9 protein-coding genes are annotated in these 13,961 nt (G+C 71.9%); 8 read left to right on the top strand and 1 reads right to left on the bottom strand.

Features of this window, described 5'->3' with window-relative positions; genetic code table 11:
- The first annotated feature begins 31 nt into the window (after window positions 1–31).
- From gcvP to BpN12_RS14995, 5 genes are all read left to right on the top strand, one after another.
- The gene (gene gcvP, locus BpN12_RS15015) at window positions 32–2,962 is read left to right on the top strand and encodes an aminomethyl-transferring glycine dehydrogenase (RefSeq protein WP_246796376.1); all 2,931 of its coding nucleotides are present in this window, start codon (window positions 32–34) and stop codon (window positions 2,960–2,962) included.
- A gap of 170 nt (window positions 2,963–3,132) precedes the next feature.
- Entirely contained in the window at window positions 3,133–4,251 is a 1,119-nt protein-coding gene (locus tag BpN12_RS15010) for an alginate lyase family protein (RefSeq protein WP_246796375.1), read from the top strand.
- Between the two features lie 34 nt (window positions 4,252–4,285).
- On the top strand, window positions 4,286–5,674 hold the full coding sequence (locus BpN12_RS15005) for an L-serine ammonia-lyase (protein WP_246796374.1): 1,389 nt from the start codon (window positions 4,286–4,288) through the stop codon (window positions 5,672–5,674).
- Between the two features lie 304 nt (window positions 5,675–5,978).
- Complete coding sequence (locus tag BpN12_RS15000) at window positions 5,979–7,700, top strand: thiamine pyrophosphate-binding protein (RefSeq protein WP_246796373.1); 1,722 nt, start codon at window positions 5,979–5,981, stop codon at window positions 7,698–7,700.
- Window positions 7,701–8,171: 471 nt separating this feature from the next.
- On the top strand, window positions 8,172–9,251 hold the full coding sequence (locus BpN12_RS14995) for a glycosyltransferase family 9 protein (RefSeq protein ID WP_246796372.1): 1,080 nt from the start codon (window positions 8,172–8,174) through the stop codon (window positions 9,249–9,251).
- A gap of 30 nt (window positions 9,252–9,281) precedes the next feature.
- On the opposite strand, the gene BpN12_RS14990 is transcribed toward BpN12_RS14995, so the two are convergent.
- Window positions 9,282–10,310 (bottom strand): helix-turn-helix domain-containing protein, encoded by a 1,029-nt coding sequence (locus BpN12_RS14990; RefSeq protein WP_246797914.1) that lies wholly within the window; start codon window positions 10,308–10,310, stop codon window positions 9,282–9,284.
- A 391-nt stretch (window positions 10,311–10,701) separates the two neighbouring features.
- On the opposite strand from BpN12_RS14990, the gene adh reads away from it, so the two are divergent.
- The 3 genes from adh to BpN12_RS14975 all read left to right on the top strand — a co-directional run bounded on the left by adh (window position 10,702) and on the right by BpN12_RS14975 (window position 13,933).
- Window positions 10,702–12,222 (top strand): aldehyde dehydrogenase, encoded by a 1,521-nt coding sequence (gene adh / locus BpN12_RS14985; RefSeq protein ID WP_246796371.1) that lies wholly within the window; start codon window positions 10,702–10,704, stop codon window positions 12,220–12,222.
- 249 nt (window positions 12,223–12,471) lie between these two features.
- Window positions 12,472–13,065, top strand: coding sequence for a DUF308 domain-containing protein (locus BpN12_RS14980; protein WP_246797913.1), 594 nt, complete (start codon window positions 12,472–12,474; stop codon window positions 13,063–13,065).
- A gap of 37 nt (window positions 13,066–13,102) precedes the next feature.
- On the top strand, window positions 13,103–13,933 hold the full coding sequence (locus tag BpN12_RS14975) for an NAD(P)-dependent oxidoreductase (protein ID WP_246796370.1): 831 nt from the start codon (window positions 13,103–13,105) through the stop codon (window positions 13,931–13,933).
- Window positions 13,934–13,961 lie beyond the last annotated feature (28 nt).

Genomic DNA, 13,961 nt, shown 5'->3' with positions numbered 1-13,961 from the left:
CACGGCGCGCGCCGCAACCCGCCGGAACGCCATGAAGCTCGAACACCCGGATCACCTGATGAACCGCACGCCCCTCTCGCTCGCCGCACTCGAAACCCACGACGCGTTCGCCGAACGCCACATCGGGCCCGACGCCGCCAGCCAGCAGGCCATGCTCGACACGCTCGGCTTCGCCTCGCGCGCCGCGCTGATCGACGCGGTGATCCCCGCCGCGATCCGCCGCACGGAAACGCTGCCGCTCGGCGCGTTCACGCAGCCGAAGAGCGAAGCGGAAGCGCTCGCCGCGCTGCGCGAGCTGGCCGGCAAGAATCAGGTGTTCCGCTCGTTCATCGGTCAGGGTTATTACAACGCGCACACGCCGGCCGTGATCCTGCGCAACGTGCTCGAGAACCCGGCCTGGTACACGGCCTACACGCCGTACCAACCCGAAATTTCGCAGGGGCGCCTCGAAGCGCTCCTGAACTTCCAGCAGATGGTGACCGACCTGACGGGCCTCGCGATCGCCAACGCGTCGCTGCTCGACGAGGCGACCGCCGCCGCCGAGGCGATGACGCTGCTGCAGCGCAACGGCAAGCCGAAATCGAACGTGTTCTTCGTCGCCGACGACGTGCTGCCGCAGACGCTCGAGGTGATCCGCACGCGCGCCGAGCCGATCGACATCGAGATCGTGACCGGCCCGGCCTCGCAGGCCGCCCACGCCAACGCGTTCGGCGTGCTGCTGCAATACCCGGGCGTGAACGGCGACGTGCATGACTACCGCGCGCTCGCCGACGCCGTGCATGCCGCGGGCGGCCACGTGGTGGTGGCGGCCGACCTGCTCGCACTGACGGTGCTGGCCGCGCCGGGCGAATGGGGCGCGGACGTGGCGGTGGGCAACACCCAGCGCTTCGGCGTGCCGGTCGGCTTCGGCGGCCCGCACGCGGCCTACCTGGCCGTGCGCGACGAATTCAAGCGCCAGATGCCGGGCCGCCTGGTGGGCGTGACCGTCGACGCGCAGGGCAAGCCCGCGCTGCGCCTCGCGCTGCAGACGCGCGAGCAGCACATCCGCCGCGAGAAGGCCACCTCGAACGTCTGTACCGCGCAGGCGCTGCTGGCGATCATGGCCAGCTCCTACGCCGTCTACCACGGCCCGCGCGGCCTGAAGACGATCGCGCTGCGCGTGAACCGGATCGCCGCGCTGCTCGACGCGGGCCTGAAGCAGCTTGGCTACGCCACCGTCAACGCGACCTTCTTCGACACGCTGACGATCGAGGCGGGCGAACGCGCCGCCGCGCTGCACGAAGCCGCCGGCGCCCGGCGCATCAACCTGCGCCGCGCCGGCGCGACGCGGGTGGGCGTGTCGATCGACGAAACCACCACGCGCGCCGACCTGGCCGACCTGCTGGCGATCTTCGCCGAAGTGGCGGGCGCCGCGGCGCCGGGCGTCGACGCGCTGGACGCCGCGCTGCCCGGCAGCGCCGCGCTGCCGGCCGGCCTCGAACGCCAGAGCGCGTACCTCACGCATCCGGTATTCAACCGCCATCATTCCGAAACGGAAATGCTGCGCTACCTGCGCAGCCTGTCCGACAAGGATCTCGCGCTCGACCGCTCGATGATCCCGCTCGGCTCCTGCACCATGAAGCTCAACGCCACCTCGGAGATGCTGCCGGTGACCTGGCCCGAGTTCGGCCAGATCCATCCGTTCGCGCCGCAGGCGCAGACGGTCGGCTATCGCGAGATGATCGCCCAGCTCGAGGCGATGCTGGTGGCCGCCACCGGCTACGCGGCCGTGTCGCTGCAGCCGAACGCGGGCTCGCAGGGCGAGTACGCGGGCCTGCTGATCATCCACGCCTATCACGCCTCGCGCGGCGAGGGCCATCGCGACGTCTGCCTGATCCCGGCCTCGGCGCACGGCACCAACCCGGCCTCGGCGCACATGGCCGGCATGAAGGTGGTGGTGGTGGCCTGCGACGCGCAGGGCAACGTCGACGTCGCCGACCTGAAGGCCAAGGCCGAACAGCACTCGGCGAACCTCGCGGCGATCATGATCACCTACCCGTCCACCCACGGCGTGTTCGAGCAGAACGTGCGCGAGATCTGCGAGATCGTGCATGCGCACGGCGGCCAGGTCTACGTGGACGGCGCGAACATGAACGCGATGGTCGGCCTGACCGCGCCGGGCCAGTTCGGCGGCGACGTGTCCCACCTGAACCTGCACAAGACGTTCTGCATCCCGCACGGCGGCGGCGGCCCCGGCGTCGGCCCGGTCGCGGTCGGCGCGCATCTCGCGCAGTTCCTGCCGAACCAGCGCTCGACCGGCTACGCGCGCGGCGAGCACGGCATCGGCGCCGTCTCGGCCGCGCCGTATGGCTCGGCCTCGATCCTGCCGATCTCGTGGATGTACGTGGCGATGATGGGCGCGCGCAACCTGACGGCCGCCACCGAAGTGGCGATCCTCAACGCGAACTACATCGCGCGGCGCCTCGCGCCGCACTACCCGGTGCTCTACTCGGGCCCGGGCGGGCTGGTCGCGCACGAATGCATTCTCGACCTGCGGCCGATCAAGGAGTCGAGCGGCATCACCGTCGACGACGTGGCCAAGCGCCTGATGGACTACGGCTTCCACGCGCCGACCATGAGCTTCCCGGTGCCGGGCACGCTGATGGTCGAGCCGACCGAATCGGAATCGCAGGAGGAACTCGACCGCTTCATCGACGCGATGATCGCGATCCGCGAGGAAATCCGCGCCGTCGAGGACGGCCGCGCCGACCGCGACGACAATCCGCTGCGCCACGCGCCGCACACGGCCGCGGTGGTCACCGCGAACGAGTGGACGCACGCCTACACGCGCGAGCAGGCCGCGTTCCCGGTGGCCTCGCTGGCGGCCGGTAACAAATACTGGCCGCCCGTCGGGCGCGCGGACAACGTCTACGGCGACCGCAACCTGTTCTGCGCGTGCGTGCCGATGTCCGACTACGCCTGAGCCCGGCAGGCCGCGCGCGCCGGGCCGGCCGGGCCGGCCAGTCGGGCCAATCGCGCGCCGCCATGCCGTGCGTCATCGCCTCCGCCGCGCGGGCGCGGCGGCGCGGTCGCGTTCGTTTCCAAGTCCGGATAACATCACACACCGCCATCCAGCCAATCGAGGAGTTCCGCATGGTGCGTAAGGTGTTTCCGGACAGGGCGCGAGCGCGCGCGCGAACCTGGCGCACGCTCGCGCCGGCGTTCGCGGCCTGCGTCGCGCTGGCGGCCGCGTCGCAGGCGCGCGCGGCGATGAATTTCTGCGCGGCGCCCGCGCTGCAGAGCAACGAGGTGACCTCGGCCGAGCCCGGCGTGCAGGCGCTGGTGCGCAGCGTCGAGGCGCGCGTCAACGAGCAGCCGAAGGCGCTCGCCCATCTTCATACCGAGGGCCTGCTGCCGCACGAGGGCATCCGCGACGCGAGCGAGGCCGCGCTCGACGACATGGAGCTGATGCGCGACGCGGCGCTGGCCTGGCGCGTGACCAGCGACGCGCGCTATCTCGCGCTCGTGAACCGTTTCCTGCTGGCCTGGGTGACCACCTACCAGCCCGATTTCGATCCGATCGACGAGACCCGTTTCGAAAGCCTGATCGTGGCCTACGACATGACCGCGAGCACGCTGCCGGTGAAGACGCGCAACGCCGCCGCCGCGTTCATCGCCAAGCTCGGCGCCGGCTACGTCGCGCAGATCGAGGCGCAGAAGCGCCCGCTCACAGGCACCTGGCGCAACAACTGGCAGAGCCACCGGATCAAGCTGATCGCGCTGGCCGCGTTCACGCTCGGCGACCGCAGGATGATGAACGCCGCGCAGCGGCTGTTCGTCGAACATCTGGCCGACAACATCGGCCCCGACGGCACCACGCTCGACTTCACCGAGCGCGACGCCGTGCATTACGCCGTCTACGACCTGCAGCCGCTCGTGACGGCCGCGCTCGCCGCGCGGCGCTTCAACCGCAACTGGCTGCGCGAACGCGGCACCAACGGCGCGACGCTCGAAGCCGCGCTCGACTGGCTGGTGCCGTATGCGCGCGGCGAGAAGACCCACGAGGAGTTCGTGAACTCCACGGTGGCGTTCGACGCGAAGCGCCGCGAGGCCGGCCTGCCCGGCTACTCGGGTCCATGGTCGCCGAAGCACGCCACCGAACTGTTCTACCTGGCGGCCCGTCTGGACGGCCGCTACAACAGCGTCGCGCAGCTGCTCGCGCCGCAGCCGCCCGCCTGGGTGGCCGCCTGCCTGCCGCTGCCGGCACGTTAATCCCCAGAAGCACCGAGAACCACAGGAAATCCCCATGGCAGTCAGCGTGTTCGATCTTTTCAAAATCGGGATTGGCCCGTCCAGCTCGCATACGGTGGGACCGATGCGCGCCGCGCTGATGTTCGTCCAGGGACTCGAACGCGACGGCCTGCTCGAGCGCACCGCCGCCGTGAAGGTCGACCTGTACGGCTCGCTCGGCGCGACCGGCAAGGGCCACGGCACCGACCGCGGCGTGATGCTCGGGCTGATGGGCGACGCGCCCGATACGGTCGACCCCGATACCATCGACGCGCGGCTCGCCGAGGTGCGCGACACGCGCAAGCTCGCGCTGCTGGGCCGCCATCCGGTGCCGTTCGTGCTGAAGGAGCAGATCGGCTTCTACCGGCAGGCGCTGCCCGAGCATCCGAACGCGATGACGCTGCGCGCGCGCGACGCGGCCGGCGAGACGCTGCGCGAGACCACCTACCTGTCGGTGGGCGGCGGCTTCGTGGTGACGGCCGGCGCGCCGAACACGAAGGTGCTGAACGCGGCCGAACAGATGCCCTACCCGTTTCGCAGCAGCGCCGAGCTGCTCGACCTAACGGCCAGCACCGGCAAGTCGATCGCGCAGCTGATGTGGGACAACGAGCGCGCCTGGAACGACGAGCCCACCACGCGCGCCGGCCTGCTGAAGATCTGGGACGTGATGCAGTCGTGCGTGTCGCGCGGCTGCGGGATCGACAACCCCGATGCGCACGGCACGCTGCCCGGCCCGTTCCAGGTCAAGCGCCGCGCGCCGCAGCTGTACCGCACGCTGACCGGCAACCCCGAGCAGGCGCTGCGCGACCCGCTCTCGATGATCGACTGGATCAACCTCTACGCGATCGCCGTGAACGAGGAGAACGCGGCGGGCGGGCGCGTGGTGACCGCGCCGACCAACGGCGCGGCCGGCATCATCCCGGCCGTGCTGCACTACTACATGCGCTTCACGCCCGGCGCCAGCGAACAGGGCGTGATCGACTTCCTGATGACGGCCGCCGCGATCGGCATCCTCTACAAGCTCAACGCATCGATCTCGGGCGCCGAGGTGGGTTGCCAGGGCGAAGTGGGCGTGGCCTGCTCGATGGCGGCCGGCGCGCTCGCCGCCGTGCTCGGCGGCACGCCGCGCCAGGTCGAGAACGCCGCCGAGATCGGCATGGAACACAACCTCGGGCTGACCTGCGACCCGGTCGGCGGGATGGTGCAGATCCCCTGCATCGAGCGCAACGCGATGGCCTCGGTGAAGGCCGTCAACGCCGCGCGCATGGCGCTGCGCGGCGACGGCAGCCACTACGTGTCGCTCGACTCGGTGATCAAGACGATGCGCGAGACCGGCGCCGACATGAAGACGAAGTACAAGGAAACCTCGCGCGGCGGACTCGCGGTGAACATCGTCGAGTGCTGATCGTCGCCGCGATGGTGGCCGCGCGAGCCCGAGGCGGCGCGTCTCCCGGCGCAGCGGGATGGGTGGGATGGGCGGGACCGCGTCGATCCGGGGCCGAAGCGGCGGCGCGGCATGGCATTTGCCGCTGGCGCGGCGCCGTGCCCGAGCCGCGCCGGCCGCCGGTGCTCCATGCCGGGCGCTGCCGATGCCATCGACACCCGCCCGGCCTCGATCCGCCCCCATCCGCCCCTCTCCGGCATCCTCCGCCACGTCCCGCGCATCCGGCGTAAGCTATCCCTCTCGTCACCGAGGGAGCCCGCCACTCATGTCGATCGTCCCGGAGTCCGCTGTCCCCGCCCCCGCCGCCAGCGTCACCGGCGCCCGCCTGCTGGTCGATGCGCTGCTCGCGAACCGCGTCGAACGCGTGTTCTGCGTCCCCGGCGAGAGCTTCCTCGCCGTGCTCGACGCGCTCGCCGACGAAACCGAACGGATCGGCACCGTCGTCTGCCGCCACGAGGCCGCCGCCGCGAACATGGCCGAGGCGGTCGGCAAGCTGACCGGCCGGCCCGGCGTCGCGCTCGTCACGCGCGGCCCCGGCGCCACGCACGCGTCGATCGGCGTCCACACCGCGTTCCAGGATTCCACGCCGATGATCCTGCTGATCGGCCAGTGCGCGCGCGAGCATCTCGACCGCGAGGCGTTCCAGGAGATCGACTACCGCCGCATGTTCGGCGAGCTCGCCAAGTGGGTCGCGCAGATCGACGACGCGCGCCGCATCCCCGAATACCTGAGCCATGCGTTCCACGTCGCCACCTCCGGGCGGCCCGGCCCGGTGGTGCTCGCGCTGCCCGAGGACGTGCTGTCCGAACCGTGCGCGCCGCAGCCGGCGGCGCCGGCCGCGAAGCGGATCGCCGCCGCGCCGTCCGAGGCGCAGCTCGGCGAGCTGCGCGAGCGGCTCGCGCGCGCCGAACGGCCGGTGGTGATCGCGGGCGGCAGCGGCTGGAGCGTGGACGCCTGCGCCGACCTGCGCCGCTTCGCCGAGAGCTGGCAATTGCCGGTGGCCTGCGCGTTCCGCTATCAGGACACCTTCGACAACGAGCATCCGCTCTATGCCGGCGACGTCGGGCTCGGCATCAACCCCGCGCTCGCAAAACGCATCGACGCCGCGGACCTGCTGCTCGTGATCGGCCCGCGGCTCGGCGAGGCCACCACCGGCGGCTACACGCTGCTCGCGATCCCGAAGACGCGGCAGACGCTGATCCACGTCCACCAGGGCGCCGACGAACTGGGGCGCGTCTACGCCGCCGACCTGCCGATCGTCTCGGGCATGCCCGAGATCGCGGCGCGGCTGGCCGCGCTCGCGCCGCCCGAGGTGCTGCCGTGGGCCGGCAGCGCGGCCGAGGCGCACGAGGCCTATCTCGCATGGCGCCGGCCGCTGCCGATGCCGGGCCGGCTGCAGCTCGGCGAGATCATCCAGCAGCTGCGCGAGCGGCTGCCGCACGACGCGATCGTCACCAACGGCGCCGGCAATTACGCGACCTGGCTGCACCGCCATTACGCGTACCGGCAGTTCCGCTCGCAGCTCGCCCCGACCAGCGGCGCGATGGGCTACGGGGTGCCGGCCGCGCTCGCCGCGAAGTCGCTCTATCCGCAGCGCGTGGCCGTGGCGCTGGCCGGCGACGGCTGCTTCATGATGGCCGGCAACGAACTCGCCACCGCGATGCAGTACGGGCTCGCGATCATCGTGATCGTCGTCAACAACGGCCATTTCGGCACGATCCGCATGCATCAGGAGCGCCATTACCCGGACCGCGTCCACGGCACCGCGCTGACGAATCCCGATTTCGCCGCCTACGCGCGCGCGTTCGGCGCGCACGGCGAGACCGTCGTCGACACCGCCGGCTTCGCGCCGGCGCTCAAGCGCGCGCTGGCGAGCGGCCTGCCCGCGCTGATCGAGATCCGGGTGCCGCAGGAGGCGTCCACGCCGGCCGCGACGCTCGAGCAGATCCGCGACCAGGGGCGGCGCGCGCGCGGCGAGGCGACGTGAGGCGGGGCCGCGTGGAGCGTCCGGGATCGGGACGGCGGCGCACGGGCGGATGGGGCCGCATCGGCCGTGGCGGTTGAGGTCCGGCGTCGGACCCGGGCCGGCCGCGCCATTCGCTCGCGCGACCTCGCGACGATTGCGGGTTGCGGTATTGCGCCGTTGACGCCGTCGCTCGAGTCGGCCCCGGCGATTGACGTGTGGCGGCGGACCGCGCCGGCGCGCGCCGTCCCACGGTGCCCCTCGGCCAATCGATCGGACACGGCTCGCTTCACCGCACCATCGACACCATCGCTCGCGCTGCCGGTGACGCTAGCCGCGCAATCGCCGACCGCAAGCCGCACCACGCGCGTCTCCCCCCGCTTCGCCGCGCGCTCGGCCGCTTCGCCGGCACCACGCCCCGAATCACGCGGCCGGCGCTAACATCGACGGCGAACGCGCCGGGCCGCCGGCGCCGCCCCGAGGAACACACCGCCCATGAAATCCCAAGCGCCGGCCGCCGGCGAAGCCGTGCCGAACCCGTTCGACGCGCTGCGCCATCCCGGCACGCTGCTCGCGCCCGAGCGCAGGCTCGTCGCGTCCTACGATCTGGAAACGGCGGGCCAGGCGCCGGCCGGCCACGTCGCGGCCACCCAGGCCGATGCCGGCCTCCTCAACGCGGCCGAGCGGCCGTTCCGGCTCGATTACGCACGGCTCACGGAAGTCCACGTGATCAACGGCATGGGTGTCGCGCTCGGCGACTCGATCATCGGGCTGACCGCGCTGGCCGCGCTGCGCGCCGCGCATCCGGCGCTGCGCCTCGTGCTGTACCGGCCGGCGCGTCTAGCGCCCCACGTCGAGGCGCTGTACCGGCTCGCCGGCAGCGAACCGGCGGCGCCGCGCACGCTGCCCTGGCCGCTCGACGCGCTGCCGCGCGCGGCAACGCGCATCGACGTCGGCAACCAGCTCTATCGGCCCGCGTTCGCGGCGCTGCCGATGATCGACTACTTCCTCGACGCGCTCGGCGCCGATCCGGCCTCGATCCCGGCCGCCGCCAAACGCAACCGCTGGCTCGCGCGGCTGACGCTGCCCGCGCTGCCGGACGGCTGGCGCCGGCGCCCCTACGCGCTGCTCTGCGCCGACGCGAGCACGCCGCTGCGCAGCATCCCGCCGGCCGAACGCGCCGCGCTCGTCGAGCGGATCGCGCGGCGCTACGGGTTGCCGGTGGCCGGCTTCGGTCCGGTCGGGCATCGCGACTACACCGACGTGTCCGCGCTGTCGCCCGACACCGCCGCCTATCTCGCCTGGGTCCGCGACGCGCGCGTGCTGGTCGGCGCCGACAGCTCGGCGATCCATGTCGCCGACGGCTTCGGAGTGCCCACGCTGGCCTGCTTCACGAGCATCGCGCCCGAGTTGCGCGTGCGCGACTATCCGCACTGCGTGGCGGCGCGCCTCGACGTGCCGGCCGCCCTGCGCGACCGCCACGCGAGCGACGAGCCGGCCCACCTCGCCGCCGTGGCGGCGGCCTATCGCGGGTTCGACTGGGACGCGCTCGCGTGGCCGCCGGCGCGCGACTGAGCCTGCCGCCTCAACCCGCCTCAACCCGTCTCAACCCGCCGCATCGCGCAACGCCTCGGACGGTCGCATCCCGAACATGCGCCGGTAGTCGTTCGCGAACTGGCTCAGGTGCCAGAAACCCCAGGCGGCGGCCACGTCCTGCACCGAGCCGGCCGCGCGGCCGCACAGGTCGCGCCGCGCTCCGTTCAGCCGCAAGGCGCGCAGGTAGGTGGCGGGCGCCATTCCGAGCACGTCCTGAAAGCAGTTCTGCAGCGTGCGGCGGCTCACGTGCAGCTGTTCGCAGAGTTCCGGCACGCCCACCGCGCGGCCGCGATGCGCGAGCACGTAATCGCGCGCCTGCGCGACGATCCGGCGCCGCCGCGCCGGCGCGAGCGCGTCCGGGGCCGCCTGCCGCGCCGCGTCCGGCCCCGCGCAGACGTCGAACAGCGCGGCCAGCACGGCCGCCTGCAGGTCGTGCCGCTCGCGGCCGGACAGCGCCGCGCGCGGGCTCGCCGCGCCGTCGAGCGAGGCGGCCAGCAGCGCGCGCAGCCGCGCGAGCCGCCCGCCGCCGACGTGGATCATCGGCCGGCGCGGCAGCCGGTCGTCCAGGCCCGCGTGCTCGACCTGCTCCGCGTAGCGGCGCAGCCCGTCGCCGCGCACCACCACGCCGTAGATCGAGAACGCGGCCGGCGTCAGCAACTCGAACCCGAGGTTGCCGGGCCGGCAGGCGACGCCGTCGGCCGCGATCGGCTGCGCGTCGATCCGCGCGCCGCCGTCCGGCACCACGGGAATCCCGAACCAGTATGCGTCGCCGCGCACTTCGCAGGCCTGCCGCAGCGTATGGCTGGTGGTTTCGCGAAACAGCTTCATGGTGTCGAGCGGCAGCTCGGTCAGCGTGCCGACGAAGCGCCCGGCCGCGAGCTGGTCATAGGTCTGGCGCCAGCCCACCAGGTTGCGCGCCTGCTCGTCGGCGTCGTGCGCGACGCTGACCACCGCGCGCCCGGCCGGCGCATCGGCACCGTCCGCGCTGCGCCGCGTGTCCTCGGCCGTGGCCTCGTCCGTGGCATCGGCGCCCGGCATGGCGCTGCCGGCCGGCGCCCGGTTCGCTCCGCTCGCTGCGTCCATCGCTGCCCTCCCTCGTCGATCGCCGGAACAACGCAAGTCCCGTGCCGAAACCGGGACCGGCATCGAGGCCGACGTCGCCACCGGCGGCGCATCGTCTCCGCGATCCGGTCCCGGCGCACTGCTCAACCGTGGCACAACGCCGCACTCCTGGATCGTGCCAATTTGGCACAGCCGGATCCGGCCAGCGCGGCGCGATCCGGCGTGCGTGCCGCCGCACCGGCGCGCGCCGCCCGCGCACCGCGGCGCGGCGGGCTGGCACGTTTTTGGCGTATCGAACAGGCCCTGCCGGCTCGATCGACGAGCCGCCGCAGCGTTTCCCTATATCGAACATGCGAGGAGCGACACGATGAATCACGCCGAGATGCAGCACCTGAACATCGAATTCCCGTACCGCAAGCAATACGGGAATTTCATCGGGGGCGAATGGGTACCGCCCGTCGGCGGCGACTATTTCGACAACGTCTCGCCCGTCACGGGCCAGCCGTTCACCTCGATCCCGCGCTCGCAGGCAGCCGACATCGAACTCGCGCTCGATGCGGCGCACGCGGCGCGCGCCGCCTGGGGCGCAACCCCGGCGGCCGAGCGCGCGGGCATCCTGCTCAAGATCGCCGACCGCATGGAAGCGAACCTGGCGCGCCTCGCGGTGGCCGAGACGATCGACAACGGCAAGCCGCTGCGCGAGACCACCGCGGCCGACATCCCGCTCGCGATCGACCATTTCCGCTATTTCGCGGGCTGCGTGCGTGCCCAGGAAGGCTCGATCGCCGACATCGGCGGCGATCTGGTGGCCTACCACTTCCACGAGCCGCTCGGCGTGGTCGGCCAGATCATCCCGTGGAACTTCCCGATCCTGATGGCCACCTGGAAGCTCGCGCCCGCGCTGGCGGCCGGCAACTGCGTGGTGCTGAAGCCGGCCGAGCAGACCCCGGCCTCGATCCTGGTGTGGGCCGAGCTGATCCAGGACCTGCTGCCGCCGGGCGTGCTCAACATCGTCAACGGCTTCGGGCTCGAGGCCGGCAAGCCGCTCGCCTCGAGCAAGCGGATCGCCAAGATCGCGTTCACGGGCGAGACCTCCACGGGCCGCCTGATCGCCGGCTACGCGAGCGCGAACCTGATCCCGGTCACGCTCGAACTCGGCGGCAAGAGCCCGAACATCTTCTTCGCCGACGTGATGGACCGCGACGACAGCTACTTCGAGAAGGCGCTCGAAGGCTTCGCGATGTTCGCGCTGAACCAGGGCGAGGTCTGCACCTGCCCGTCGCGCGCGCTGGTCGAGGAAAGCATCTACGAGCGCTTCATCGAGCGCGCCGTGCAGCGCGTGGAGAAGATCCGCCAGGGCCATCCGCTCGATGCGCAGACCATGATCGGCGCGCAGGCCTCCGAGGAACAGATGGAGAAGATCCTGTCGTACATCGACATCGGCCGCCAGGAAGGCGCCGAGTGCCTGACGGGCGGCGCGCGCAACACCATGACGGGCGAACTGGCGAGCGGCTTCTACGTGAAGCCGACCGTGTTCCGCGGCCACAACAAGATGCGCATCTTCCAGGAGGAGATCTTCGGGCCGGTGCTGTCGGTGACGACCTTCAAGAACGAGGCGGAAGCGCTCGAGATCGCCAACGACACGCTCTACGGCCTCGGCGCCGGCGTCTGGACCCGCGACGGCAACCGCGCCTATCACTTCGGCCGCGACATCCAGGCCGGGCGCGTCTGGACCAACTGCTACCACGCCTATCCGGCGCATGCGGCGTTCGGCGGCTACAAGCAGTCCGGCATCGGCCGCGAGACGCACAAGATGATGCTCGACCACTACCAGCAGACCAAGAACTTGCTGGTCAGCTACAGCGACAAGCCGGCCGGCCTGTTCTGACTCGCGTTCGCCCCGCCGCCGCCGGTCGCCGATCCACGACCGGCGGCGCCAACGAGGGGACTTGGACAGGCGCCGGCGGCGGATCGCCGGCGCTTTTTTTCCGCATTCGTTTGTTCTGCATTCGACCCGATGCGCGCGCCGCGATGCACGCGCCGCCGCCCTTCCCGCCGGCGTCGGTCATTCGACCGATACCGTGCGCGGCACCCGCCTGCGATGCTGGGCGCCTCTTCAACACGAAGCGGAGTCGCCATCGTGGACCGTTCCCCTCATTCCCTTCCCGCGCAAGACGAATCCTGGCTCAAGCGCTATTACTTCACGCGTACCGCGTTCTCGGTGATCTGGGCCGCGCTGGCGTTTTCGATCGGCCGCCAGGCGCCCGCCGTGGCCGCCGTGCTGCTGGTGATCTACCCGGCCTGGGACGCGCTCGCCAACGGCATCGACATGTCGCGCAGCGGCGGCGCGGGCACCAACCGCACCCAGGCGATCAACCTCGTCATGAGCGTCGCCGCCACGGCGGCCGTGGTGGTCGCGCTGCAATCGCGCGACGGCGGCGCGCTGGGGGTGTTGGGCGTGTTCGGCGCCTGGGCGATCGTGGCGGGGCTGCTGCAGCTCGGCACCGCCGTGCGCCGCTGGAAGTCGGCCGGCGGCCAGTGGCCGATGATCCTGAGCGGCGCGCAGTCGGCGCTGGCGGGCGCCGCCTTCTTCGCGCAGGCGCATGTCCCCGTCACGCAGGCGATCACGAGGATCGGCGGTTACGCCTGCGTCGGCGCGCTGTATTTCCTGATCGCGGCGGTGACGATCGTCGTCACCGAAAAGCGCCGGCAGCGCGTGCGCGTGTCCTGACGGCCGTGCCCTCCCTTCTCCACCCACGAGCTCACAGATGAATCACGCTTGCGAGACAGTCGGCCTGATCGGACTCGGCGCGCTGGGGCTGCCGATCGCGCAGAACCTGCTCGACGCCGGCTACCGCCTGATCGTCCACAACCGCACGGCCGCCAAGGCCGACGAGCTGCTCGAACAGGGCGCGCAGTGGGCGCCGCGCGCCGCCGACGCGGTGCCGCCGGGCGGCGTCGTGATCAGCCTGCTCTGGGACGATGCGTCGGTGGAGGCGCTGGTGCGCAGCGAGGACTTTCTCGACCGGCTCGCCGAAGGCGGCGTGCATGTCTCGATGAGTACGCTGTCGCCCGAGGCCTCGCGGCGGATCGCGGCGCTGCACGCGCAACACGGCTGCACGCTGGTGGAGGCGCCGGTGTTCGGGCGCCCCGAGGCGGCGCGCGTCGGGCGGCTGATCGCCGCCTGCGTCGGGCCGGCGGCGGCGCGGCAGCGCGTGCGCCCGGTGCTCGCCGCGCTCGGCGTGCAGCAGGTGTTCGATTTCGGCGCCACCTTCGGCCACGCGCTCACCGTCAAGCTGATCGGCAACTTCCTGATCTTCTGCGCGGCCGCCGCGCTGGAGGAAGGCCTCACGCTCGCGCGGCACGCCGGGCTGGACCCGCGGGCCGTGGCCGACCTGTACACGTCCACGCTGTTCGCCTCGCCCATCTACGTGAACTACGCGCGGATGATCACCGAGGGCACCTCGCCGTTCGGCGACAACGCGATTCCGGCGAAGGATCTCGACCTGTTCCGGCAGGCATCGGAGCAGGCCGGCGCACCGGCCGCGATGGCGGATTTCCTGTGTGCGGCCTTGCTCGCACAAGGCCGCGAGTCCTGACCGACCCACGCGTTCGGAACACGCAATC

It is taken from the genome of Burkholderia perseverans, from assembly GCF_022870505.1.
Taxonomy (GTDB): domain Bacteria; phylum Pseudomonadota; class Gammaproteobacteria; order Burkholderiales; family Burkholderiaceae; genus Burkholderia; species Burkholderia plantarii.
Note: the sequence above shows the minus strand (reverse complement) of the source record. Positions and strands in the feature narration are given on the sequence as shown.